General features: G+C 55.7%; 29 protein-coding genes and 1 riboswitch. Of the genes, 14 read left to right on the top strand and 15 right to left on the bottom strand.

The window, feature by feature from the left end; all coding sequences use genetic code 11:
• Positions 1 to 63 precede the first annotated feature (63 nt).
• Positions 64 to 294: a hypothetical protein gene (locus tag NP603_RS19435; RefSeq protein ID WP_054758400.1), complete on the top strand. Its 231-nt coding sequence runs from the start codon at positions 64 to 66 to the stop codon at positions 292 to 294.
• 14 nt (positions 295 to 308) lie between these two features.
• Here NP603_RS19435 and NP603_RS19430 read toward each other — a convergent pair whose 3' ends face one another.
• Positions 309 to 545: a hypothetical protein gene (locus NP603_RS19430; RefSeq protein WP_054758403.1), complete on the bottom strand. Its 237-nt coding sequence runs from the start codon at positions 543 to 545 to the stop codon at positions 309 to 311.
• Positions 546 to 655: 110 nt separating this feature from the next.
• On the opposite strand from NP603_RS19430, the gene NP603_RS19425 reads away from it, so the two are divergent.
• Positions 656 to 946 (top strand): hypothetical protein, encoded by a 291-nt coding sequence (locus tag NP603_RS19425; protein WP_157198359.1) that lies wholly within the window; start codon positions 656 to 658, stop codon positions 944 to 946.
• Here the strand turns inward: NP603_RS19425 and NP603_RS19420 are convergent.
• Positions 917 to 1,126, bottom strand: a complete 210-nt coding sequence (locus NP603_RS19420) for a hypothetical protein (RefSeq protein WP_140911868.1) — start codon at positions 1,124 to 1,126, stop codon at positions 917 to 919. The genes NP603_RS19425 and NP603_RS19420 overlap by 30 nt on opposite strands.
• 130 nt (positions 1,127 to 1,256) lie before the next feature.
• Between NP603_RS19420 and NP603_RS19415 the strand changes: the two genes are divergently transcribed.
• The 5 genes from NP603_RS19415 to NP603_RS19395 all read left to right on the top strand — a co-directional run bounded on the left by NP603_RS19415 (position 1,257) and on the right by NP603_RS19395 (position 6,723).
• Positions 1,257 to 2,198, top strand: a complete 942-nt coding sequence (locus NP603_RS19415) for an AAA family ATPase (RefSeq protein WP_221054659.1) — start codon at positions 1,257 to 1,259, stop codon at positions 2,196 to 2,198.
• Position 2,199: 1 nt separating this feature from the next.
• The gene (locus NP603_RS19410) at positions 2,200 to 2,655 is read left to right on the top strand and encodes a hypothetical protein (RefSeq protein ID WP_054758406.1); all 456 of its coding nucleotides are present in this window, start codon (positions 2,200 to 2,202) and stop codon (positions 2,653 to 2,655) included.
• Between the two features lie 110 nt (positions 2,656 to 2,765).
• Positions 2,766 to 3,959, top strand: coding sequence for a DUF3150 domain-containing protein (locus tag NP603_RS19405; RefSeq protein WP_256612507.1), 1,194 nt, complete (start codon positions 2,766 to 2,768; stop codon positions 3,957 to 3,959).
• An 84-nt stretch (positions 3,960 to 4,043) separates the two neighbouring features.
• Complete coding sequence (locus NP603_RS19400) at positions 4,044 to 5,828, top strand: vWA domain-containing protein (protein WP_256612506.1); 1,785 nt, start codon at positions 4,044 to 4,046, stop codon at positions 5,826 to 5,828.
• Between the two features lie 388 nt (positions 5,829 to 6,216).
• On the top strand, positions 6,217 to 6,723 hold the full coding sequence (locus NP603_RS19395; protein ID WP_096876818.1) for a hypothetical protein: 507 nt from the start codon (positions 6,217 to 6,219) through the stop codon (positions 6,721 to 6,723).
• 7 nt (positions 6,724 to 6,730) lie between these two features.
• On the opposite strand, the gene NP603_RS19390 is transcribed toward NP603_RS19395, so the two are convergent.
• Entirely contained in the window at positions 6,731 to 6,988 is a 258-nt protein-coding gene (locus tag NP603_RS19390) for a hypothetical protein (protein ID WP_256612504.1), read from the bottom strand.
• Between the two features lie 252 nt (positions 6,989 to 7,240).
• On the opposite strand from NP603_RS19390, the gene NP603_RS19385 reads away from it, so the two are divergent.
• From NP603_RS19385 to NP603_RS19355, 7 genes are all read left to right on the top strand, one after another.
• Positions 7,241 to 7,822: a hypothetical protein gene (locus tag NP603_RS19385; RefSeq protein ID WP_256612503.1), complete on the top strand. Its 582-nt coding sequence runs from the start codon at positions 7,241 to 7,243 to the stop codon at positions 7,820 to 7,822.
• A 107-nt stretch (positions 7,823 to 7,929) separates the two neighbouring features.
• The gene (locus NP603_RS19380; RefSeq protein WP_256612502.1) at positions 7,930 to 9,699 is read left to right on the top strand and encodes a DUF4942 domain-containing protein; all 1,770 of its coding nucleotides are present in this window, start codon (positions 7,930 to 7,932) and stop codon (positions 9,697 to 9,699) included.
• A 152-nt stretch (positions 9,700 to 9,851) separates the two neighbouring features.
• The gene (radC, locus tag NP603_RS19375; RefSeq protein WP_054758418.1) at positions 9,852 to 10,325 is read left to right on the top strand and encodes a RadC family protein; all 474 of its coding nucleotides are present in this window, start codon (positions 9,852 to 9,854) and stop codon (positions 10,323 to 10,325) included.
• Between the two features lie 145 nt (positions 10,326 to 10,470).
• Positions 10,471 to 11,094: a hypothetical protein gene (locus NP603_RS19370; RefSeq protein ID WP_256612501.1), complete on the top strand. Its 624-nt coding sequence runs from the start codon at positions 10,471 to 10,473 to the stop codon at positions 11,092 to 11,094.
• An 88-nt stretch (positions 11,095 to 11,182) separates the two neighbouring features.
• Positions 11,183 to 11,806, top strand: a complete 624-nt coding sequence (locus NP603_RS19365; RefSeq protein ID WP_256612500.1) for a hypothetical protein — start codon at positions 11,183 to 11,185, stop codon at positions 11,804 to 11,806.
• 89 nt (positions 11,807 to 11,895) lie between these two features.
• Positions 11,896 to 12,231 (top strand): hypothetical protein, encoded by a 336-nt coding sequence (locus tag NP603_RS19360; RefSeq protein WP_256612499.1) that lies wholly within the window; start codon positions 11,896 to 11,898, stop codon positions 12,229 to 12,231.
• Between the two features lie 215 nt (positions 12,232 to 12,446).
• Positions 12,447 to 12,986: a hypothetical protein gene (locus NP603_RS19355; RefSeq protein WP_256612498.1), complete on the top strand. Its 540-nt coding sequence runs from the start codon at positions 12,447 to 12,449 to the stop codon at positions 12,984 to 12,986.
• Between the two features lie 46 nt (positions 12,987 to 13,032).
• Here NP603_RS19355 and NP603_RS19350 read toward each other — a convergent pair whose 3' ends face one another.
• The 12 genes from NP603_RS19350 to NP603_RS19295 form a co-directional block, all read right to left on the bottom strand.
• Positions 13,033 to 13,371 carry a (2Fe-2S) ferredoxin domain-containing protein gene (locus NP603_RS19350; protein WP_256612497.1) on the bottom strand — a complete coding sequence of 113 codons (339 nt, stop codon included), beginning with the start codon at positions 13,369 to 13,371 and terminating at the stop codon, positions 13,033 to 13,035.
• A 10-nt stretch (positions 13,372 to 13,381) separates the two neighbouring features.
• Positions 13,382 to 14,746, bottom strand: a complete 1,365-nt coding sequence (gene cobJ / locus NP603_RS19345; protein ID WP_256612496.1) for a precorrin-3B C(17)-methyltransferase — start codon at positions 14,744 to 14,746, stop codon at positions 13,382 to 13,384.
• On the bottom strand, positions 14,743 to 15,135 hold the full coding sequence (locus NP603_RS19340) for a cobalamin biosynthesis protein (protein WP_196433857.1): 393 nt from the start codon (positions 15,133 to 15,135) through the stop codon (positions 14,743 to 14,745). Before NP603_RS19340 ends, cobJ begins: the two co-directional genes overlap by 4 nt.
• A 10-nt stretch (positions 15,136 to 15,145) precedes the next feature.
• A complete protein-coding gene (locus tag NP603_RS19335; protein WP_256612495.1) occupies positions 15,146 to 15,883 on the bottom strand; it encodes a cobalamin biosynthesis central domain-containing protein in 738 nt (245 codons plus the stop codon).
• Positions 15,876 to 16,652 carry a precorrin-2 C(20)-methyltransferase gene (gene cobI / locus NP603_RS19330; protein ID WP_256612494.1) on the bottom strand — a complete coding sequence of 259 codons (777 nt, stop codon included), beginning with the start codon at positions 16,650 to 16,652 and terminating at the stop codon, positions 15,876 to 15,878. Before cobI ends, NP603_RS19335 begins: the two co-directional genes overlap by 8 nt.
• Positions 16,642 to 17,949: a precorrin-6y C5,15-methyltransferase (decarboxylating) subunit CbiE gene (gene cbiE, locus NP603_RS19325; RefSeq protein WP_256612493.1), complete on the bottom strand. Its 1,308-nt coding sequence runs from the start codon at positions 17,947 to 17,949 to the stop codon at positions 16,642 to 16,644. Before cbiE ends, cobI begins: the two co-directional genes overlap by 11 nt.
• Before the next feature lie 2 nt (positions 17,950 to 17,951).
• A complete protein-coding gene (locus tag NP603_RS19320; protein WP_256612492.1) occupies positions 17,952 to 19,055 on the bottom strand; it encodes a cobalt-precorrin-5B (C(1))-methyltransferase in 1,104 nt (367 codons plus the stop codon).
• 44 nt (positions 19,056 to 19,099) lie between these two features.
• A complete protein-coding gene (locus NP603_RS19315) occupies positions 19,100 to 19,768 on the bottom strand; it encodes a precorrin-8X methylmutase (RefSeq protein WP_256612491.1) in 669 nt (222 codons plus the stop codon).
• Positions 19,769 to 19,774: 6 nt separating this feature from the next.
• Entirely contained in the window at positions 19,775 to 20,599 is an 825-nt protein-coding gene (locus tag NP603_RS19310) for a sirohydrochlorin chelatase (RefSeq protein WP_256612490.1), read from the bottom strand.
• A gap of 2 nt (positions 20,600 to 20,601) precedes the next feature.
• Positions 20,602 to 21,402 carry a precorrin-4 C(11)-methyltransferase gene (gene cobM / locus NP603_RS19305; RefSeq protein ID WP_256612489.1) on the bottom strand — a complete coding sequence of 267 codons (801 nt, stop codon included), beginning with the start codon at positions 21,400 to 21,402 and terminating at the stop codon, positions 20,602 to 20,604.
• A gap of 84 nt (positions 21,403 to 21,486) precedes the next feature.
• Positions 21,487 to 22,134: a CbtA family protein gene (locus NP603_RS19300; protein ID WP_256612488.1), complete on the bottom strand. Its 648-nt coding sequence runs from the start codon at positions 22,132 to 22,134 to the stop codon at positions 21,487 to 21,489.
• Position 22,135: 1 nt separating this feature from the next.
• Positions 22,136 to 22,312 carry a CbtB domain-containing protein gene (locus NP603_RS19295; protein WP_196433849.1) on the bottom strand — a complete coding sequence of 59 codons (177 nt, stop codon included), beginning with the start codon at positions 22,310 to 22,312 and terminating at the stop codon, positions 22,136 to 22,138.
• Positions 22,313 to 22,401: 89 nt separating this feature from the next.
• Positions 22,402 to 22,531: riboswitch (cobalamin riboswitch) on the bottom strand.
• Between the last annotated feature and the right edge of the window lie 28 nt (positions 22,532 to 22,559).

The following is a 22,559-nucleotide window of genomic DNA, read 5'->3' as shown; positions in this document are numbered from 1 at the left end:
ACCCGAATGGGGCATCACGCCCTATCGGGCCATCGGTGCCCCCCTGATTGTTGGAGGTGCACTATGACAAAATCAGAAGCTGTTTGGCTGTTTTTAACCGATCTTAAGCACCGCCGGGATACTACCCGTCGCCTGTTCGAGATGGCTAAAACCGAGCCCACCCTGGTCACGACGTATATCGCGTCGTTGCCGGACAATTGGCAACACCGTGACGATCCCGAAGTCGACTTGCTCAAACAGCTGCACGCAGTTGCGCTGACCGCGATCGCCGAACGTGCAGTGTCTGTCGGTTGAATGTCAACCGTAGGTTAACTGTCGGTCAACTGATCGAAAGTGACCTCGCCACGCATTAAAGGACTGCTACCCGTTTCCAACGCCTGCAGTAAATCGGCCAGGAACACCGGGGAGCACGCCTGAACCAAGGCAACATCGTACTCCGCTGTCGTTTTAATCGTATTGACCGCGTAACCGCGCCTGGCGTTGTTGCGTTGTAAGCGGCGAAATTCCGCTCGGGTCAATCGGACTTTACCCGCATGTTTGATCATGCAAACCTCGATCGGTGTTGATGTTTGATATCGTTTGATGATTACCCACCCCACCCAGGGAGACCTCTCCCGATGGGGGCGTGTCTCCCTTTTTTATAGGAGATACGACCATGAACCTCAATTCTGTTTCCAAATTGCCACGCCGCGAACCCTCCATGTCCACGGCGGATAAGATCCTCGAACTGGCCGCGTTAAAACCGGCCACGGTCGCAGGCGCTTTATTGAATCATCCCGATATCTTCCGGGATCTCAACGAGTCAATTGCCACCACCTTGGTGCTATCGCTCGTCGACCGCGGCCAAGCCGACACCTTACGCCAATTGCTGGCGAGCAAGGCGATCGGCGAAGCTAAAGCCCACCTTCTGGCCGAATTACTCCTGTTGGAGGCATTCGCCGAGTAACACGGCTTGCAGCAAGCGGGATTCGGCACTCGTGTCCTTATCCCGCACGGCATCGGCCGCGACTTGCAAGGCCGCATTGTACTCCGCCACCGTCTTCGGCGGCGCGGCGCGATCGGTCATCACCCGAAAGGCGTGCTGTTCCCGGTCGCTTAAACGTAGTTTATCCCCTAGTCGAATCATATCGGAGCCCTCAATGGTTTAGACCATCGTAACCGCTATGACTCATTAATCAACCCCGCAAGGGAGGTTCGCTTCCCTACCGGGGGCGCACGCCTTCTATTTCGGGAGTCACTCTGAATCAGGAGGCAGTATGTACCAACAGTATTCCGTCGCCGATACCTTCGGCGTATCCGCACCGGCCTCGATGACCGTCGAAGGCTTTGTCCCGGCAAATAATCCATTCGTGCCGGTCCAAAAACCGTATGTGTTTCGGCGCGAGCCATTGCGCGACGTCCTGGCGTTCTTTCGGAATCCGAATGGCGATGGACTGTATATCACCGGTCCCACGGGCTCCGGTAAAACCTCGTTGGTTGAGCAAGCCGCCGCCCGCTTACATTGGGGTGTGCATGCCGTTGCCGGTCATGGCCGGCTTGAGTTCAACGATTTGTTGGGCCAATTCGTCTTAACCGGCAACGGCACGATGAAATGGACCGACGGCCCGTTGACCAGCGCCGTGCGCCACGGCCACGTGCTCTTGCTCAACGAGATCGATGCGACCGACCCGGCCGAGTTGCTGGGTTTGAACGATATCGTCGAAGGCAAACCGCTGATGATTGCGGCCACCGACGAAGTCGTCATTCCACACCCGAAGTTCCGTCTGGTTGCAACCGGCAACAGTGCCGGCGCCGGCGACCAGTCGGGCTTGTATCAAGGAGTGATGCGTCAAAGCCTGGCCTTTATGGACCGCTTTCGTTTGATGGAAGTGGGCTATCCGGAACCGGACGACGAAATGAGCATGCTGGAACGCGCGGTCCCGACCATGCCGCTGAGCATTCGTGAACGCATGATTCAGCTGGCCAACGAGATCCGCAAGGTCTTTATTGGCGGCAGCGATTCGGCCGGCCTGCTCTCGATCACCATGTCGACCCGCAGCTTGTTGCGTTGGGCCCAGCTCAGTGCCAACTACAAAGGTTCCCCGAACGCCCTGGCCTATGCCTTGGATCGGGCGCTGGTTCTGCGGGGGGATGCGGCCGAACGCGAGGCCATCCACCGGTTGGCGCAAGACGTGTTCGGCAGCGATTGGCAGGTGTGACATGTCGGTGCTGTATTGGCAAGTCGAATGCCGCGCACCGCAACCGGTCGTCTTTGCCGTAAACCACGCCTTACATCAGTGGCGATCTTGTATCGACCGCTGGCAGCAAGACCTTGGTTTGAGTTATGTGGGTTGGCCGGATTGGGACTCGCTGCTGCGTTTAAGTGAAATCGGCCGCGGCTTTGACACCAGCGGCCAAATACACCCGGAACACGGCATTGCCCCCTGGTTATGGCTAACGGCGTTGAAAAAAGCCGGCTTCGTCGGCATCGACGTGGGCATTGTCACCGATGCGTCTCGCGAAACCTCGACCAACTTACACCAGGAATCCGAGGTGTTACAGCTATTCGGTACCAACCTAGTGCAGATCCGGCCTGTGGCTGAAGCACTAGGCTTGCTGTTGCCGTCCTTGGATCTGGTTGCCGCTTTAGGCGAAATGGACAGTGACTGGTTTTAACCGGTCACGGTTTTTACTTTTTTGAACCCGCCTTTCAACAGGCTTTATCAACCCGGAAGGGGCTTACACTGCCCTCCGGGGCTGTCGTAGGCCTCTTTTAAGGAGGCACTATGACGAAGTGTAATCAAATATTGGACCGTGTGGTCTTGGTCAAAATCCAAGCCAACATCTACGGCGCGCGGAAAAAATTGCGCAAAGAAGATCTGGTACTGGCCGACGGCAGTGAATTACCGCCCGAGGACTTGGCCAGCTTAGGCTCGAAACGTTTGCTCGATCCCGACCAGTTGGCGGACTTCAATCGCTTGAAAAAAGCGGCCGAACGCCACTGTTTACGGGTCGGCACCCGCTTCATGGGCGGTTTTGTGGTGCCGGTCGAACACGCGGACGCCATCGTGAGCGAGCTGGAAAAAGTCGCTCAGGAATTCGCGGTTAATAAAGCGAAGTTCCTGGCCGGCTACGACGACGCCGTGCGCGATTGGATCAAAAAGCATCCGAGCTTTGCCGGCATTATCGAAAAGGCGATCGACCCTATGGCGTACGTGGCCACGAAGTTGGGTTTCGACTTCATGGTGGTCGCCATCCGACAACCGGAAGCCTCCAGCCCGAAAGATGTGGCACGGCTGGAACAGCAAATCGATTCGATCGGCGGCCAGTTGTTTCAAGAAGTGGCCAACGACGCCGAGTTATTGCTGGAACAATCCTTGATCGGAAAAGATCAGGTCACCCGGAATGCGTTGCGGCCGATTAAGCGGATTCGCGACAAACTGGATGGCTTGAGCTTTTTGGATTATCGCGTGGCACCGATCGTCACCTGGATCGATGGCGTACTGCAAGAAATCCCCAATCGCGGCGCGATCGAGGGGGCCTTGCTGCAGGAGATCATGGCAATGACCATGCTATTGGCCGATCCCGACAAGCTTCGCCGTCACGGTGAAGGCTTGTCGTCGAACCCGTCCAAGGTAACGAACGACGAAGACACGGATGACGTGTTGTCGTCAGGGCATCCGGCATCGCCGATATCGGCAGCCGTGATCGCCCCAGTGCAAACCAGCCTGCTCGAACCGAAGGAGCCGCCCATGGTGGACCCGGAAGATCTGTTTGCCGGCTTGTTAGACGATCTGTTTACCGACGATGAAGGCGAAGATCATTCCTTTGCCGACATCGCTTCGCGGCCGGTTCTACCCGTTGCACCGCCCGCGTTGGCTGCGCAAGCGTACGGATCCGACAACGACAACGAACCCGAAACCCACGGCACCGACGAATCCGAACTACCGGCGGAAGCGGTGACCGAATTCTGGTTCTAAGCGTTTTTTTCATCACCCTATCGGGGCAATGCGACACGCCCCTCGGGGCTGTGGCTTGCCCCTTGTTTTTTTAAGGAGCAAGCCATGCATCAAACTTTAGAACACGCGTTTCCCATTGTGGCGGCCGCGATCGGCAACCGCTTTGGCATTTCGGTCTCGGTCGGCGGTACTAAAGCCTACACCGACGGCCAATCGATACAACTACCGGGCTACAACGGGTCAGATCCGCAGTACCAGCACTACGCGTGGGGCTATCTGGCCCATGAAGCGGCGCATATTCGGTTTTCGGACTTTCAGCTCGATTTTGGTGACTCGGTTCTGCGCCGGCGTATCTGCGGCGCGATCGAAGACGTGCGCATTGAGCATGAACTGGCCAAGGTCTATCCGGGCACCCGCTTGACCCTGGCAAAGATGGTGGAACAGTTGGTGTCCGAAGGTCGCTTAACGGCCCAGGCCGCATCCGATCATCCCGGCAATGTCCTGTTCGGCTACATTCTGAAACGGCTTCGGGCCAAGGTGTTAGGTCAAACGGTTCTCGAACCCTTAGTCGACGCCACCCGAGAGGCCTTGCGTGCATGTTTTCCACGCGGCGCTTTGATTCGCTTGGAAGGCTTATTGTCGGAAGTACCGGAGGGTTTAACCTGTGAACGCGACTGTCTGGATCTGACCGATCGGATTTTGGCGATGCTCGAAGAGGAATGTACCGAACCGACGAACACGTCGGCTAGCGGTGATTCGGACTCCGATTCGGAGGATGGCGACAACGCCACCCCCGAAGATGATAACGATTCATCCGACACGAACACCGAGCACGAGGATTCGTCATCGTCCGGCTCAGACGCAGACGGCGCCGAAAACCTGACCGATCCCGGAGACCCGGCCCCGTCCGATCAGGACGACGAGCCTGGAAACGAATCGGCCGGTGCGGATAACGCTTCGTCCGGAACGGATCAACCAGCCCAACAGGACGATAGCGCTACGCCGTCTTTAATGGACCAGCTGCGCATCACGTCCGAGCAAGACCTGGAACAGGATTGGTTCGAGACGGCGAAATCGCAATTGGGTTTGACGCCGGACTCTGCCGAAAAATGTACGCTACCGGTCGGTCTGTTTCCGAAAGGTAGTCGGCTAGTCGGCCAAGCCTTAGCAAACCGGGTGGAGCAGAACAGCAAAGCCCTGCGGGTCGCGTTGCAAAGCGCGGTGCAAGCCCACCGGCAAAATCGGCCGCAAGCCGCGCGAAACGGTCGACGTATCAATCCTCGCCGCTTAACCAAACTTGCGTTGGGCGATACGCGGGTGTTTTGCCGATCCGGGCAACGAGTTGCGCCCAATTGTGCGGTGCATATCTTGTTGGACAAATCCGAAAGCATGGGCGAAACCCTTGTCATTCATGGCGAAGAGGTGAGTTTGCTCACTCTGGCCCTGGAAGCGTCGATGGCCTTGGCCCTCGCATTGGAGAGCATTCAAGGGGTCAATCCGGCAATCACCGCCTTTCCCGGCGCCAACGATGAATCGGTGCACCAGGTGTTACGGCACGGCGAAAAAGTCCGCGACAATTTGGGACGTTTTTCGGTCTTTTCGGCCTATACCACGCCGATGACGCAAGCCGTTTGGTTTGCCGCGGCGCAATTGCTGCAATGCCGCGAACCGCGCAAACTGCTGTTAACGGTGACCGACGGCGTACCCAACGATTTACCGGGCACGCTGTCGATCTTAAAGCGTTGCCGTGACAGCGGCATCGAAACCCTCGGCATCGGCTTAGGGGTGGAGGTTGGCCATTTGTTTCCGGTCGCCCTCACCATTCATGACCTGGCTGAATTGAGGCCTCAGCTGTTCGCACTGTCCAAAGCCATGCTATTGGCGGCGTGAGCGGTTAGGTGACTTGAATCGTGTCGATGCGTGGCCAGAACTTCATCCTTGATGAAGTCCTGCCCGTATCGACACCCTTCCCTATTGCACGCCCGGCCGGATCGGGCTACAGTGGCAGTGTGCGATATCAGCCGGTTTTTTCATGCGTCGTCCGCGACGGGACATGAAAAAATCGACTTCATGCGTTCTTTCGAGAATGCTGATTCCGGCTTCCGCCGGCGTTCCGTCTTCAGGCGGCGAGCAAAATCCGTTTTGCTTGTATCGGTTGCGTTAATGCCGATCCTTAATCGGGCTTGTTACAAGCCTTTATCCATCCCGCTTCGGGCGCCATCGCCCGAACCGGGTCGTGCGTTTGAAGCATGTTCTTCCATTGCGGAAGGAGGTTTCAATGCACTTCATTTTAGGCACCATCATTCTTGCCCTATTCATCCTGGCCATCCGGGTGATCTGGCATACTCTCAAGTCCGCCCGGCTCTGGTTTAGTCAGCACTGGGCGTTATGGCAAACAGCACGCTTGCGCCAAGCTTCGGTAATGCCGGCCCTACTACCACCACGCTTTACCGCACAAAACAGCCTGCCGGCAACGGATTGGGAAACCTTATCCCAAACCGTAAGGCAGGGTATTTTGGAACGCAACAACCGTCCGACCTACCGGCTCGAAACACTCGATATCGAGCTGCAGGTTAAACAGAAAACCCAAGCGATTATGCTTGCGGACATTGAAATAGCCAAATTGCAACTCAGTTTGGCCCAAGCACAGGAACTGCTCGCGCAGCCTGCAAAAAAACGCCGCAAAACGCAGGTGGAAGGACCGGCCAAAAGGCCGAATCCAGCCTCTGAATTGCGCAAAGCGCTTGGCAGCGGCAAAGAGGGCTCGCGTTCGGCCGTGCATTAATCGGCGGTCAGTGCAGCCTGGTCCTATCCGAAGGCAGGTGAAACACGTTGTTGCTCTTCAGTTCCCGCTCGACATCGAGCCCGAGCTGAGGCGCAATCTCAACGATCGCCTCCTGCCGGAGCGCGCGGATGCGGGCTAACAGCGGTCCTGCAACCTGGGGATCGCGCAGTTTGGTTAACACGCCGACTTCGGCATCGTTCAATTCCTCCAGGATTTTTCGATACAAATCGAAGTGGCGTTTGCCGGGCCCTACCAGAATCGCCATCGGTTTTGGTTCGGGTTGTGACCGGGGTTTAGGTGGTGGATCGATGATTCGATCCAGCCACTTCACCCAGTTCACTAATCGGGTCATTATCGGGTTCATCGTCGTACCTTGAAAAAAGGAAGCGTACGCTGACCTTACAACGACTTATTTAAAGTGCAACCGTTTGCCCGCGCGGCCGGCGGTTTTTTATTCACCCTGGCGGGACTCCATCCTGCAGGGTGGCGGTTCCCGCCGATCACGGAGGGTATTGCCATGTCATTCTTACCAGCTCCGGTTTCGGAGATTCTGTATCTGAACCAATACCGTTGTCCCTATTGCCAGATCCAATGGGACGACGAATGGAATTGCGCCTGCAACGACCGTTGCCCATCGTGCAATGCCGAAATCTCACCCTACCACAGCGAGGTGCTGACCGAGGAGAACCCATCACCGGCCTACGCCGTGACGTACACCCTCGATTACACGCACCGGGTGGTAGTCGGCATCGTCGCAGAGTCGGCAGACGGCGCGCAAGCGGTGGCAGAAGCCGCCTTCGACGACGGTACCATCTGGGACGACACCCCGGAAATGCCGCTGTTGTTCGACGACTTCGAGGAAGTCGACGGCGAAACCCTGCGTTGGCAGGTCGAAGCGGTCGACGTCTGGCCCAAGGCCGATGCCTCGGTGGTGAAGCTACGTCAAGAACGCACCGCGATGGCAGTGTGCCGCGGTCTGATCGACGCCTACCAGCGCGGTAAAGACGCCGGCGGCAGTATCGATTGGGACGATTTGGACCAATTGTTAACGTTAGCTAAACAAGCACTGGGATTGTCTGATTCAGACCCAGACGCTTAATCATCCTTCGGCTTTTCGCGATATCCGCGGCGAGCCTCATTATCAATCCCTGCGGGAATGTCTGTTCCCGACCGGGGCGTGGCATTCCCCTTTTTTTGGAGAATGTCATGAGAGATCCCTTTCAATACTATGCCTCGACGGAAGCGCTGAGTATCAAGGCTTGGGCAAAGTTCAAGAACACCCGGTTTGTGCGGGTCCTGGATTCATCGGCCGGCGAAGGCCATTTGCTCAAAGGCAAGCCATTCAAACAGTACCAGCGGGTACCGATTGATTGCGTCGAAATCGATATGCGTAAGCATGCGGTGTTACGTGCGCAAGGCTACACGGTGGTCGGGTTGGATTTCCTGCAGTTTCAAAACGGCAGCAGTTACTCGCACTGCATTATGAATCCGCCTTTTGCACAGGGCGCTCAGCACGTGCTGAAGGCCTGGGACATCTTGTTCGACGCTGAAATCGTCGCCATCCTCAATGCCGAAACCGTACGGAATCCATTTTCGAAAGAACGCCAGCTGTTAGTGCGTTTGATCGAACAGCATGGCGAGGTGGAGTTCTTATCGGACATGTTCGCCGGCGAAGATGCCGAACGCAAAACCAACGTCGAAATTGCCCTGATCTGGTTGAAAAAAACCTCAACCTTCGAACAGGAGATCCTCGGCAATATTTTGGACAATTTGCGTCAGGATCGTTGTGAAGCGGACGACTTGGCCAGCGCATTTCATGTGCCCCAGGAGTTAGCCTTACCGACTGCTTTTATCGATAACGCGGTATTGATGTTCGATGCCGCCTTCGAAGCGACACGGCAGGCTGTATTCAGTGAAGCCCGTGCCAGCCGCTATCGAGCCATGCTAGGTAAAACCCTGGGTGAGCTGAGTGGTGGCGGTGTGCACACTGTAGACGATTCGTCATTGGATGCGGTGAAGCAGACGCTGTACGAACGTTATCAGGACCTGAAAAATCGCGCGTGGAGTAGCATTCTGCGTTCGACTCAGGTCAAGTCACGATTGTCATCGGCGGCGCAAAAGCGGTTGGAGTCGGATTTCGAATCGATCAAGTCTTTGGAATTTACCGTGGCGAATATTTACGGTTTTCTGCAAGGCATCATCGATCAGCAAGGTGAAATTCAACTCAGCATGGTCTGCGATGTGTTCGATCTGATCACGCGCTACCACAGCGACAATGCAGTGTATTACATGGGGTGGAAATCCAATGATAAACACCGCACGCTGGGGATGCGGATCAAGACCACACGCTTCGTACTGCCAGGGCATAAAGTCGAGTCCTACCACACAGGTCTTGACTGGAATTCGGAGCAACTTCTAGCCGATTTCGACAAGGTCTTTGCCTTGCTCGACGGCAAGACCGAAGCGGAAGTAAGTTTGGTATCGGTGTTTAGGCAGCATTTCAGTGCGCTTAAGGACGGTGAACGGATAAGCAGTAGTTACTTTGACGTTCGTTACTATCCGGGCGCCGGGACCATCCACTTTTTTCCGAAAAGCAAGACCTTGATCGACCGCATGAACCGTTGGGTTGGCTGTCGGCGACGCTGGTTACCGCCGGTGGATACTCAAGCCGGTCCAGGTTTCTGGCAGCAGTTCGAACAGGCTGAATCGCTCGATCGGGCATTTCATGCCGAGGTAAATAAACAGTGTCCAAGCGGTACCAGACACTTACGCTTCGATCCCTTTTGGGCCATCAAGCACGGCGGCGAGTCGGAACGGGAAAAAGGCAACGCCCTTTTAGCCCAGGCAATGAGCGCGGTACTGGCCAGCCGAGGGATCGATCCGGATGCGATGTTGGCGAATGAACCCGTCAACCGCAATTTGCTGGAATGGATTGATGCCTTGGAGTCCAATCAAGATCTGCCTTTGGCGTCGTAATTGAGCCTCTTTAGCAAAATATGTTCTGCCGACGGTCAACGTCGGTAGACATCGCTGACGAGGCTTTGAATATTTTTGACAACCCTTCCGGAGAAAGTCTACCCCGGAAGGGGGCAGCTTTCTCCACATTTTAAGATTCCGGGAGAAAGCCCATGTTATTCATTCAAGAAACCAATAATAGTTATCGTATGGCTGATGAACAGGATGTCATATCAGAGGCCATTAAGATCTACAACCGCACGTTCAGTCGAGGTGAAGCCTTGACCAGTCCTGACGACGCGAAGGACTGTATCAAATTGAAGTTGGCGCCATACGAGCACGAAGTATTTCTGTGTTTGTTCTTGGACAATCAACATCGCGTTATCGCCTGCGATGAATTGTTCCGGGGGACGATTGATGGCGCTAGCGTGTATCCGCGCGAAGTGGTCAAAGCTGCGCTGCACCATAATGCGGCAGCTCTGATTATGGCGCATAACCACCCGTCGGGGATTAGCGAACCTAGTCGGGCCGATCGCGCGATTACAGCAAAACTTCAAGAAGCCTTGGCCTTGATTGACGTTCGTGTACTTGATCACTTCATCGTCGGCGAAACCGTGCATTCATTCGCTGAGCATGGCTTGTTGTGAAAAGGTATTGGCGTCAAGCTTACTCCTCGATTAAGCCAAAGACCGACCCTATCTTAAGTTAACTACTGGTCTCACCAGTACCTTACCCTGCGGGAATACCTGTTCCCGACTGGGCGTGGTGTTCCCGCTTCAACTGGAGAACATCATGCAAAACCTCATTATTGAACAGACCAGTCACGGAAATACAGTTCGCTATCAGCGTCTGCCGTCCGGCACCTGTTATCACGAGGACACGCCTCAAGAAGTCATTGCTCTGCTTGAGGAAGTACAGGGTACGCAACGGAAAATCCGTTTGTACTATGGCGACCCGGCAACGGGACAGTCCTGGTTCGACGAGAACGACGTCATCGGCACCATCGGTCGCTCGTGCGGCAACATCAAGGTGCCGTTGCTGATCGAATCGGGTGAAAGCGGCGGTCCGGCTATTTTGGACCACTGCATCGTGCGGATTGACAGTCCGTTTCGTACCCTTTACCAGCACCCGTCCTTTCGGGTCGGCGACGTTGCCATCCAAAAAGGGGTCCACGTCGATTATCCGTGGTCGGTCACGATCGACGGCCAAGTCCATGCCGGCTTTGCAAACAAACGGCGGGCAAATGCGTTTGCTGCCTTCATTCAAGGCCAACGCTTTGCCTTGCCCGTCGACAAGCACGGGCTAATCGAGTGCGAAAACGACGATTTACCCTGGCAAGTTTGGGTGAACGACCGGCAGAAGGCCGCTTTTTTGTCTGAAGCTGAAGCGACGCGGTATTGGCACGCACTGCAGTAACCGCGCGCGATTGACATTGTATTTAACCCCGACGGGTACCCTACCCGTTTGGGTGCGGCTTGTCGGGACATTTTCTGAGGAGAAAACCATGACAGACCACCGACAAATCCCTGGCGATGCCATTAAACGCACCGTACAGCAATCGTTGAGAAACCGCGACTGGATCGCACTTGACAGTGTGGCCATTGCCACCAAGTGCTACGCCACCGCGGTCGGACCGAAGAAAGCTTATGTCTATTTAACCCTTTGGGGATGCGAATGGGTATTGACGGCCGAGTATGAAAGTCAAGGTCGTAACATCCTGGAGCCCCTCCGCGTGACTGTGCCTGACACGGCCGATGTTGAAGATATTCGGCATTGGACGGTCAGGTTTTCGGAGGAAATCGACGCAAGGGTAGCTGAAAGCTACGCCGTCCGTCTGATCCGGAACCAACCGCAAAAGCGGCCCTTCCCGCTCGGTATCACCGTGGCAACGCCCGGTGCGGTAGCCCTGCTGCAAAAGACGCTGCTCGACCCAGGCCACTTGCTCTCACGTCACGCCTGCGGCGATTGGGGTGATCTATGCGACGAGGATCGTGCATTAAACGAAGCCGCATTGGCAGAAGGCGGACGGTTGATGTCGGTTTACCAAATTTCCGGACAGGACACCGTCTGGGTCATTACCGAAGCCGATCATTCGGCGACAACCATATTGTTGCCGGACGAATATTAAGCCGATGCAATTTTGAACCCACCCGCGCGGGGAGCACTGTCTTTCCCGTACGGGAGGCGGTGTTGCCCGTCATTTTTGGAGAAATCACTATGACTGCACCCGTATTACTCTCGACCGGGAGGACACACACCTCAATCGCCGCTCGCGCTGTGTTAACCGCCTACGGCGTCGACATGGCGACGTTGTTGGACCGACATGCCAACGGCGATTGGGGCGAGATTACTTTGGACGACGAACAGGAAAACGGCCTGTCCCTCGTCTGCGGCGGACCGATCGTTTCGCAATTCAAGCTGTCCGGCCTGGACAGTATTCGAATTGTGACGGATACGTTTCGGAAAACTACGCGGATTAATCTTGCAACCGAACCGTCCTGCTCTGCTGGCCATGCTAGCCATTCGTTTGGCGGTGAAGCTCTGGCAGCTTAACACCACACGCGCATCACTTGGGATAACCCGGTGACGCGCTTTAAAACCCAATGACTCGGGGAAACGGACATTCCCCTCCAGGGGTGCGTCTCGATTTCCTCGACGTTCCAATTTAATTGAGGAAAAACACCATGAACGCACCCCTACAACTGAAAGTAAACCCTGAAAATTTAGTCCACAGTCTGAAGTGGAGTTTTACCAATCGGACGACGTATTTGGGTGAACTGATGCAGAATGCCCGCCGCGCCGGCGCCAGCTATGTCGCGTTCGACTACTGCGCCGATACCAATACCTTGACTGTGACGGACGACGGCTGCGGAATCGACACGCTCGAAACCCTGCTCACCGTCGCCGAGTCCGGCTGGGACGTGGAACTGATTGCGAAGGAACACGCCTTTGGCGTCGGTTTTCTTTCCGCGATCTTCGCCTGCCGGCACCTGGGATTATCCAGTAAAGGCGGGTGTTTTTCGGTCGATACCGATCACATCCTGGGGTTCCAACCGGTAGAGGTCTTGCCGGTGACCGATTGGAATGGTCTGACCGAAATCCGACTGGTCGATATCGTCCATGGTCCGCTCGAAAACACCTTGGCGGAATTAGCGGCCGGTTTTCCGATTCCCGTGCATTTTAACGGAGTCCCGCTACCGCGACCCAACGCCATCGATTCTATCGGGGCCGCGGAGTTTGTGGCATCGCCGGTCGGGGTTGTAAGCCGGAACCGCCGAAAATTTTGTCATGCCAAAATTGGTCTTTAACTTTTAAGAAAAGGGGAAAATATTCCATAACGGTTTTGTTTTACGGCTATGGAACCGAGCAAACACTTTGATGATAAATCAGCTCTTCGACAGGTCGACCGCCCACCAGATGCTCGTCGATGATGCGCTGCAAATTGGCCTCGTTGACGTTGTAATACCAGACGCCATCGGGCTGTACGCACATAATGGGTCCGGATTTGCAAGTGGCGAAACAGTGCGTGCGGGTACGCTTGACCCGCAATTCACCTTTGTCGATACCGGCCGCTTTGAACTTCTCGCCCAAGGTTTCGAACAAGGCTTGTGCTTCGCCATTTTCGGTGCAGCGTGGGCCGGTACACACCAGCAAGTGGCGTTTGTAGTCGCCCATTTTGGGTTTTTCAGGCATGGGAGTGTTGTTATCGGTCATGGTCAATAGGTTCCAGAGCGGTTGGGGCGCTAAATTGCGCTTGGTCTTCGCGGTAATGCTGTAGGGCTGCGCTGTCGAAGCCTGTTTCGTCAGCAACTAACCATAAGTTGAATAAGGCGTCGCCTTGCTGATCGAGCACCTGAATACCATGCGCTTGCTCATCTCGGCCGACAAACCAGATTTGCCGGGCTTTGCGCCAGTCGATGTGTAAATGAAAAGCGTCGTTGACGATGCTCAGCCAGCCGTTTTTTTCCTGCAAATCAGTGCCGTTGATCAATAACTCCGCCACCGCGCCGCCTTCGCTGCGTACCACGGCACGTAATTTGCCCCAACTCTGGAATGTGGCCAGTAAACGTTCATGACTGTCCGGGGCTGCACGTTGCGCGCAGAAAATGCCGGCATGATCGTCAGGCGTGGCTAGTCTGACAGCATCGAGAATTTCCGCCAAGGGTTGCGCGAAGTATTCCGCCGCCTGTTGTAACGTCACTTTAGACGTATCGCGCAAATATTGCCGCACACAAGCTTTCCAACCCTCCAAACCCATGCTCAACGAACGACCCGCCTGTTCACCTTCCCGAGCTTCACCCGTCATCGCATCGTATTTGTTGGCGTAGCCGCGCGGTGTCACCATCAACCCTGCGCGGACGAAGGTGCTGCTGTTGCCGACCAAGACCGTGGTCAACATGCCGATGTCGCAATCAGACATCTCCGCCAAACGGACGATCTGGATGTGTTGCCGAGCTCGATAACCGGATTTGACGATGGCAACCGGCGTATCCGGACTACGATGACGCAGCAATATCGTTTGCGCTTCGACGATATGTTGCGTGCGGCGACCGCTTTTCGGGTTATACAAAGCCACCACGAAATCCCCGCGCGCCGCGCTTTCCAGGCGGCGGGCGATCACCGGCCAAGGCGTTAGTAAATCGGACAGCGAGATCGAACAAAAATCATGCGTCAACGGCGCCCCGACCAAGGATGCGCAACTCGACAAAGCGGTACTACCGGGCACCACTTCCACTTGAATCGGATCGTCCGGCGTCCAGCCACTTTCCAACAGCAATTCGTAGGTTGGGCCGGCCATGCCGTAAACACCGATATCGCCGGACGACACCATGGCGACGATCTTGCCCTGCTTGGCATGTTCGTAGGCTTCGATACTACGATCCAGTTCTTCGGTCATGCCTTTTTTGATGACTTCCTTGCCATCGAGCAAGTCTTGCACCAATTTGATATAGGTGCTGTAACCGATCACTACGTCGGCTTCGGCGATGGCCTGACGGGCACGGGCTGTCATGTGCTCGTGATTGCCGGGGCCGATACCGACCAATAAAATTTTGCCTGCTTTTGTCATTTGATTCTCGCTATCGAAACGGTGGCATTCTTGCCGTCCGCACCGCAATATTTATGTTTCTCGACCAGTAAATCCGACAACTCGGCATTGGCGGCTTTCAAAGCGGCCGCTTCCGCCACCGCCGGGGTACCCATGTATTTCATGACGACCTCGGATGGATTCGGTACCGGGATGCTGGCCAGTGCTTCAGCCGGGTAAAAATACAACGGCCAATCGAATATTTGGGCCAGTTGTAACAAGGCTGCTTCATCATTTTTTTTGTCGATGCTGGCCAAACCGGCTATCGCAGACACGTCCAGTCCACATTGCCATAAGGCCTGAGCCAAGGCTTGCCGCAAAGTCTCCAAGCTGACATTACGGTCACAACCCATGCCAATCATGACTTTCATAAGTTGGTGTTTAGGTTTGATCTAGCGGCGGCCGGTACACCACCAGTCGCTCATCGAGTTGCTGCCAAACAGCCGGATCGATTGCCCGGTGTGTGACCCATAGAATCGACCGGTATTGTTCGGTGTTGACGTCCTCGAAGCGCTGGAACAGATGAATATTGGCCGGTAACGGCGTTGGCCGCGTCCACCAATTCGAACTACCGGCTTCTTGCACGAAGGCAATCGGCAGTTGATTGACCACATCCGCCGACACGCGGGTGATGTTGATCTTAGGGGCTTCCACTTGCCAGCCCAATTCGCGGCCCAAAATGTCCACCGGAATGGTTTTGCCGACATCCGACGCCGTGGTCAGCACTGGCGTGGCATTTAGCAGCGCGGCGACTTTTTCCGCATAGGCGTTGGCGCCGCCGACATGGCCCGACAGCACCGGAATCACGAATTCGGCGGCATCGTCGATCACCAGCACACCAGGGTCCTCATCCTTGGACTTAAGATGCGGCGCAATCAGCCGTACCACCGCACCCAGCGACACCAGGAAGATAATTTGATCGTAGGAGGCGAACAGCTCGCCGATTTGCGCGCTCAATGCCCCCTGATACACCCGGCGGCGGTTGGCAAAATCGCCCAAATGTTCGGCTTGCTTTTCCGACACCACCACCTCCGCGTCGGGCAGTTGTGGTGCCAGGCGAGTGGCAATCCCGGCGCCGTGTTTGGTAATCGCCACTAGGGCGACACGCACATCATTCATCGCTAGTGTCCTTTTTCTTGCGGCAACCGCGCTGCATTTCGCTACGCTGGCGGCCTGGGTTTTTAATAATCAGTAAAGACAGGTAATTGACTTTTTGCCCGTGCAGGCTGGCGATGTCATGCACCATGCGTTCTTCGGGCGCCCCGGCTTTTTCCACGAACCAGCCACAGGTCAGTAAATTACGGCGGCGCAACAGATCGATAATGTCATCCAACAATGGTTTGACCTTGAGTAATACCAAGGTATCGAAGTCGTTCAACATGCGTTCTATCTGCGCGATGCCGTAACCGGCCGGCACAATGGCGATAGTATCGTCGACATCGGCCAAGGCTTCGCCCGCGCACGCGGCCGCCGCATGAAACGACGATACGCCGGGCACGACCTCCATACTGACATCGGGTTGCAAAGCGCGAACGCTACGTTGTAAGTGGCCGAAGGTGGAATAAGTTGACGCGTCGCCTTCCACCAAAAACAACACATCGTCGCCGCGTTGCAATAGTGCAAGCACGGTTTCTGCGGCTTCCAACCAATAGCGAGCCAGAATATCCGCATCGTGAGTCATCGGAAAATGCAGCGCAGTATGGGCTTGGGGACATTCAAGACCGGCGCGCAAGGCAATGTCCAAGGCATAACTATCGCTATTTTTCTTGCGCACCGGATAGGTCCAATGACCGGCGCCGGAGAGTAATTCCCAGGCGCGGCGGGTAATCAGGCCAGGGTCGCCGGGGCCGAGTGAGACGCCGTAGAGTGTGCCGAGTTTAGTATTCATCGTGACTGCTTAACATGGGTTGTAAAGGGTGGGTAGCCGATACGATCCACACCGGGTTTTCGGCTTGTAAACGATTCATGTTCAAAATCGGACTACTACGCGAGGCTTGAATCTGACAAACGTCCCAGTCTGCGCCGAGTTGTTTCAGGGTATCGACGGCGGTAGACAGGTTTTCCAGTGTGACGAAGTTCATCACCAGCCAACCTGCCGGGCGTAAACGCCGTAAACACAAGGCGATCAATTCCGTCAATTCACCGCCGGAACCGCCTATAAATACCGCGTCAGGATCGGGCCATGTATCCAAATATTGTGGAGCCTTGCCCTGCACGAAGCTGTAATTACTGATGCCCCAGGCAGCCTGATTCTGTTCGACATTAACAATATCATCGGCGTTTTTTTCGATGGCAAATACATGTCCGTCCGGACATAGCCGCGCGGCCTCCAGACCCACTGAGCCTGAGCCGGCGCCGATGTCCCAGACAATGCTGCGACGCGTCAATTGCATGCGGGCCAGCGATACCGCGCGCACTTCACGTTTGGTGATCAGGCCTTTTTCCGGTTTGCGCTGCTGAAACTGGTCATCGCCGACCCCAAACAGTACCGGTGCCGACACAGCCGTTTTGCGTTTCAGAATCACTACATTGGGATCGCGATAGCTGTTTTGGGCCACCTCGGCTATGCTCAGCCAACCGCTGACGAGCTGTTCGGGTTGTTTCAGCGCTTCGGCAATCGCCATCTCGAACGCATCGGCCAAGCCCTCGATTTGCAATAAGCGGGCAATGCGCGCCGGCGTGTTGTCCGGGCTGGTCAAAACCGCCAATAAAGCGTGTTGACGGCAGCGCTGGGCCAATTCGTACAAGCCGTGATCGGGCTTGGCGCCTCGCATCCATTCGCCGGCATCCTGACTGTGCACTGAAACGATGGTGGCGTTTTGCCAGGACAATTTCAATTCGGCAAAGGCTAATTGTATCGTGCTCGGGTTGGGCAGGATGCGCACACGATCCGGGTCCAGTTTGCCGGCCAGAAAACCGGCGATGCCGTGACACAATGGGTCGCCGGTCGCCAGTACTGCCACTGCTTCATTTTGTGCCAACGCGGCATTGATCCAGTCCGGCACCTGTTTGAGTTGCCCGGTTAAGTCGTAGTGTGAGGCCTGCGTAATGTCTTCGGCCAGGGTTGCCAGCAAACGACTACCGGCAATGACATGTTTGGCTTCGCGTAATGCTTGCATGGCCTCCTGGCTCAGGCTGGCGGCACCGTTATCGAGTACGCCGATAAAACTGCACATGGCTTCCATGATCAAATCCTTCCGGCTTCCGCCAGTTTGTTGCCGTCAAAATCACACACCAGAACGCTGATGTGAAACCGTCCGGGATAACGGCTTTCCAGCGTCGCAATGACCCGCTTGGCCAGTTCGACATGAAATGCGTGTTCAAGCCCCAGTTCCGCCATGCATTCCGATGCGTAACGGGCGGTTTCCTGCGCGGCGATGGCATCGCACACTTCAGCCGGTGCGCCGATGCTGCGGGCAATATCGGCGACCAGTTCCACGTCAACCGGTGCGCGGCCGGCATGCGTAATGGTTTCGCCTTGGGCCATTTTGGTCAGCTTGCCGACCATGCCGCCGATGATGATGTTTTGAATGCCGCAACGGTCGGCGGCGTCCAGCGCCGGGGTCAGAAAGTCACCCATTTGCACGAAACAGCTTTCATCCAGCTCGGGCAATTCGCGCATCACGAATTTCTCGGTGCGGCCGCCGGTGGTCAGTACCACGCTAGCCTGCCCCTGATTGGCCGCCACTTCCACGCCTTGCACCACGCTAGCCCGAAATGCCGCCGTGGAATATGGATGGACGATCCCGGTCGTGCCTAAAATCGAAATGCCGCCGATGATGCCCAAACGATAGTTCAGGGTTTTTTTCGCCATCTCTTCGCCACCCGGCACGGAGAGAGTCACCTGTAAGCCTCGGGTTTTTAGGGCTTCGGCGGCGATTAGACGGATATTGTGTTCAATATTTTTGCGCGGAACCGGATTGATGGCCGGGCCGCCAACGGCAAGCCCCAAACCGGGGCGAGTGATTTGACCAATGCCTTCGCCGCCTCGCAATACGATAGTGTCCGGTTGTTCTATCCAGCTCACATCCGCTGTCAGCCGAGCGTGATTGGTGCAATCCGGATCGTCGCCGGCGTCTTTTTCAATGACGGCATGCGCTCGGCCGTTCAGTACGAAGCTTTCTTCGACTTTGAACAGCACGTCTTGACCATTGGGTAGCACGCAGTCGATGGTGTCCGGCACGCGACCAGCCAGCAAACCCAGCACGGCCGCACGCGCCGCCGCAGCCGAACAGGCGCCGGTGGTGTAACCCTTGCGGGTGCCCTTGGGTTTGCGTTCAGGCATTGCCATGCGATCAGCCTTGTGGGGTACGCACCGCGTACCCTACGATATTTCTAACCATGCATCTGCCGGGTTTCCGCCAGGCTCAGCAAGGCATGTATGGCGGCCACCACCAGCGTCGAGCCGCCTTTGCGGCCACGGGTGATGATCCAGGGCACATCGTGTAATTCGGCGAGTAAATCCTTGGATTCGGCTGCCGAGACAAAGCCGACCGGCATGCCGACGATCAGCGCCGGTTTGATGCCGTCTTCCTTGATCATGCGCAACACTTCCAGCAATGCGGTGGGGGCGTTGCCGACGGCGACGATGCCGCCATCGATTAAACCCAGGCGCTGCGCTTTTCGCATGGCTTGCACCGCGCGGGTGCTATTGACTTGTTTGGCCGCGGCTATGACATCCGCATCGGCGATAAACTGGCGGGCGCTAATGCCAAAGTGTGCCAGACGCGGCTGCGACAGGCCGACACAAATCATTTCCACATCGGCGATGATTGGCGCACCGTTTAAAATCGCTTGAATACCGCCTTCAACCGCCCGCGCGGAAAACTCGGTCAGGCCGTTGAATTCAAAATCGGCGGTCGCATGAATCATGCGTCGCACCACTTGCCATTGGTCATCGGAATAATGGTGCTCGCCCACTTCGCGGTCGACGATGGCAAAAGAATCATGCTCGATCTGTTGCCCGGCCTGGGTGAGTTGTTCGGTCTGACTATTTGGATTCATGGCGACTCAGTGATGATGTTGATGATGTTCGGCTTGCTCGCGGTATTGGCAACCGTCGCATTCCAGCATTTTCGGCACGACCGGGTCAATGGCTTCGATCACCCGTTGATCCAGCAATTTAAAAATCGCCGGATCGAAACCAAAATAAGTACCTGAACCGAACGCAATTCTCGGATATTGGCTTTGCAAGCGCTCGACTTGCTTGCCGATACGCTCAATGAGCAAGCCGGTGAACAGGTAATAAGGCAAAATCGCAATCTGCGTCATGCCGAGGCGCACCTGACGCTGCACGGCGGTTTCCAGACGCGGATGGGTAATGCCGGTGAAGGCGATATCGACCAGTTCATGCTCGGTGGCTTCAAACAGCCAGCGTGCCAGTTTGGCTAATTCGCCGTTGGCAACTTTGTCGGATGAGCCGCGGCCCAAAATAATCACGCCGGTGGTTTTCGGGTCGGGCATCGCCAGGGTTTTTAGTGCGCTTTTCAGTTGTTTTTGCAGGATGGCCAGCAAGGTTTCGTTGCTGCCCAGATGCGGCGCGTAGATGAATTCGACCGCCGGAAAATTTTCGCGCGCTTCCTCGATATGCTCGGGAATCTCCATCTTCACATGCCCGGCGGCACTGATGATCAGCGGCACCACAATCACGCGGCTAGATCCTTGCGCGGCGCGCTGAAGACCTTCGGGCAACAGTACGTCGGCCAATTCGATATAGCACAACTCGATGCGCCAGTCGGGGTGTTGAGCCTGCCATTGCTGCTGAAATTCGCGTATTTCATCGTTACCGGCCTGATTGCGCGAACCGTGGCCGACTAAGAGAATAGTGGTTGTCATGCTTATTCCTTGGGCTGAGGCCGCTCGGCACGGCGAAAACGATGGGTAAAGCCGGCATCATAAAGTTTGGATTTTTTTAACTCTGGCCAATGACGCGCACCCAAGGTGGGGCTGATGACAATCATGGCCTGGCTGTTGATTTTGGCGGCCCGGCAGCGTTCGCGAATATCGGCCAGCGTGCCGCGGATAATCTGTTGTTCGTCCGGCCAGCTGGCTTTGTGAACTACCAATACCGGGGCGTCATCCGCCCAGCCGGCGGCTTTCAATTCGCGCTCGATCGTGGGCAACAAGGTAATCGATAAAAACAGACACAGCGTGCTGTGATGGCTGGCCAGTTCTTGCAAGGATTCACCGTCCGGCATCGGCGTGCGGCCTTCGACGCGAGTCAAAATCACGGTTTGCGTGACTTCCGGCAAGGTCAGGCTTTCGACGGCACAAGCCATCGCGGCAAACGCCGACGAGACGCCCGGCACGACTTCAACGGCGATATTGGCCGCATCCAGAGGTTGTACCATTTCGATTAACGCACCATATAAGCCGGGGTCACCGGTTTGCAGGCGAATCACGATTTTTTCCGGCTCGGCTTGTTCGATCAGCCAGCCGGTAATCTGCTCCAAGGTCATGTCTTTGGAATCTTTGATTACGCAGCCGCTCGGAGCCCATTGTGTTGCGGCGGCCTGTACCAGCGAACCCGCGAACAAAATGGCGTCAGCCTTGGCGATTAAATCGCGGCCTTTGACGGTGATTAAATCAGGATCGCCGGGGCCAGCGCCGACAAACCAGACTTTGCCTTGTTTACGCATATAAAAAATCCGGCAGTGACCTGTGGATTGAACGGAAAATAAAGGTGCAGATAAAAGTAGCCTGCACCGAGCCGGTAGTCATCATCAAAAGGTCACTTTACGCAGCAAGCAACCCGATAGGACGCCCAAGGTCAGCCAGAAAATGGCGTTATTGATAGAGGTCCATACGACAAAATGCTGTTGTAATGCTTCGGGCGCCAAGGCGTGGACAACTTCCGGATGCGGCGCGCCGATCAGATGCGGCAAAGCCAACAAGCCGGCGCCGCCGATTTGCAGCCAACGTTGTTTGGTCAAAAACAGGCCAAACAAACCCATGGCCGTGGCCACTGCCGCAAATAGCCACCACGCTTGGCGACCATGCAATTCGGCACTGTCGGTGCCGGGCAATTCCGGCGGCAAACCCAACGATGGCGCGACAAAAAACACCCAATAACCGGCTAAACCCCAGCCCAGTCCATACAGATAACCGTGTTGATCCCGCCAGTACATCGAAGCACTGATTAACAAGGCAAAACCAAAGCCGGTCAGGCCATTGAATAGCAGGGTAAAACCATTACGTTGCCAGCCATCCATTGGCTGCCAGTCATGCACATGTTCAGTCGATGGCGTTTCGAACTGTTCGGCAGCCAAAATCAACGGCAGGGTTTGATAGTGTTGCAGCAGGCTGAGTAACATGCCGCCCAATAGCCCCGCCAGTAAGGAAACCGCGACCAGCTTACGAAAATCCGCCATGTTAATGGCAAGGAAAGGCAGCGCTGTGGCGGCCGTCGTGGGCGGCATTATGTAGGTAATTGTTAGCATCCTGCAAAAAGCCCAAACCTAAAACGACGGTTAGACCCAATACGATGGCACTGAAGCCGGGCAGGAATTTTGAAGTTGATATAGCGGTGGATGCAGCGAGTGTTTTCATGGTTAACGTTCCCGGATCTGATAAACGGAATAACAGCACGGGATGACAAACCATAAAAAACCGATTTGACAGATCGCCCTCCGCAATACTGTTGACTACAGTTTTAGGCCTGTCTCCGGGCTCGTGACGAATCACCTACCGTTGCGGGGGCAGCGTCGGCATTTAACCGACTTCCAGTTTCACCCGCGAAGAGCGGGAACCTTAAAACTTAAGAATGATTCTATGCTGGCAAGGGCAATATGGCAAG

The organism is Methylomonas aurea (genome assembly GCF_024505045.1).
GTDB lineage: Bacteria > Pseudomonadota > Gammaproteobacteria > Methylococcales > Methylomonadaceae > Methylomonas > Methylomonas aurea.
Note: the sequence above shows the minus strand (reverse complement) of the source record. Positions and strands in the feature narration are given on the sequence as shown.

Coding starts and splice junctions, on each gene's coding strand:
- NP603_RS19300 (WP_256612488.1), bottom strand. CDS start 22,134: ATGGCGGATTTTCGTAAGCTGGTCGCGGTTTCCTTACTGGCGGGGCTA.
- NP603_RS19335 (WP_256612495.1), bottom strand. CDS start 15,883: ATGAATGATGTGCGTGTCGCCCTAGTGGCGATTACCAAACACGGCGCC.
- NP603_RS19365 (WP_256612500.1), top strand. CDS start 11,183: ATGACAGACCACCGACAAATCCCTGGCGATGCCATTAAACGCACCGTA.
- NP603_RS19380 (WP_256612502.1), top strand. CDS start 7,930: ATGAGAGATCCCTTTCAATACTATGCCTCGACGGAAGCGCTGAGTATC.
- cobM (WP_256612489.1), bottom strand. CDS start 21,402: ATGCGTAAACAAGGCAAAGTCTGGTTTGTCGGCGCTGGCCCCGGCGAT.
- NP603_RS19410 (WP_054758406.1), top strand. CDS start 2,200: ATGTCGGTGCTGTATTGGCAAGTCGAATGCCGCGCACCGCAACCGGTC.
- NP603_RS19395 (WP_096876818.1), top strand. CDS start 6,217: ATGCACTTCATTTTAGGCACCATCATTCTTGCCCTATTCATCCTGGCC.
- NP603_RS19295 (WP_196433849.1), bottom strand. CDS start 22,312: ATGAAAACACTCGCTGCATCCACCGCTATATCAACTTCAAAATTCCTG.
- NP603_RS19420 (WP_140911868.1), bottom strand. CDS start 1,126: ATGATTCGACTAGGGGATAAACTACGTTTAAGCGACCGGGAACAGCAC.
- NP603_RS19390 (WP_256612504.1), bottom strand. CDS start 6,988: ATGGCGATTCTGGTAGGGCCCGGCAAACGCCACTTCGATTTGTATCGA.
- NP603_RS19385 (WP_256612503.1), top strand. CDS start 7,241: ATGTCATTCTTACCAGCTCCGGTTTCGGAGATTCTGTATCTGAACCAA.
- NP603_RS19320 (WP_256612492.1), bottom strand. CDS start 19,055: ATGGCAATGCCTGAACGCAAACCCAAGGGCACCCGCAAGGGTTACACC.
- NP603_RS19400 (WP_256612506.1), top strand. CDS start 4,044: ATGCATCAAACTTTAGAACACGCGTTTCCCATTGTGGCGGCCGCGATC.
- NP603_RS19435 (WP_054758400.1), top strand. CDS start 64: ATGACAAAATCAGAAGCTGTTTGGCTGTTTTTAACCGATCTTAAGCAC.
- NP603_RS19310 (WP_256612490.1), bottom strand. CDS start 20,599: ATGACAACCACTATTCTCTTAGTCGGCCACGGTTCGCGCAATCAGGCC.
- NP603_RS19430 (WP_054758403.1), bottom strand. CDS start 545: ATGATCAAACATGCGGGTAAAGTCCGATTGACCCGAGCGGAATTTCGC.
- NP603_RS19340 (WP_196433857.1), bottom strand. CDS start 15,135: ATGAAAGTCATGATTGGCATGGGTTGTGACCGTAATGTCAGCTTGGAG.
- cobI (WP_256612494.1), bottom strand. CDS start 16,652: ATGAATACTAAACTCGGCACACTCTACGGCGTCTCACTCGGCCCCGGC.
- NP603_RS19425 (WP_157198359.1), top strand. CDS start 656: ATGAACCTCAATTCTGTTTCCAAATTGCCACGCCGCGAACCCTCCATG.
- NP603_RS19360 (WP_256612499.1), top strand. CDS start 11,896: ATGACTGCACCCGTATTACTCTCGACCGGGAGGACACACACCTCAATC.
- NP603_RS19405 (WP_256612507.1), top strand. CDS start 2,766: ATGACGAAGTGTAATCAAATATTGGACCGTGTGGTCTTGGTCAAAATC.
- radC (WP_054758418.1), top strand. CDS start 9,852: ATGTTATTCATTCAAGAAACCAATAATAGTTATCGTATGGCTGATGAA.
- NP603_RS19315 (WP_256612491.1), bottom strand. CDS start 19,768: ATGAATCCAAATAGTCAGACCGAACAACTCACCCAGGCCGGGCAACAG.
- NP603_RS19350 (WP_256612497.1), bottom strand. CDS start 13,371: ATGCCTGAAAAACCCAAAATGGGCGACTACAAACGCCACTTGCTGGTG.
- cobJ (WP_256612496.1), bottom strand. CDS start 14,746: ATGACAAAAGCAGGCAAAATTTTATTGGTCGGTATCGGCCCCGGCAAT.
- NP603_RS19415 (WP_221054659.1), top strand. CDS start 1,257: ATGTACCAACAGTATTCCGTCGCCGATACCTTCGGCGTATCCGCACCG.
- cbiE (WP_256612493.1), bottom strand. CDS start 17,949: ATGGAAGCCATGTGCAGTTTTATCGGCGTACTCGATAACGGTGCCGCC.
- NP603_RS19370 (WP_256612501.1), top strand. CDS start 10,471: ATGCAAAACCTCATTATTGAACAGACCAGTCACGGAAATACAGTTCGC.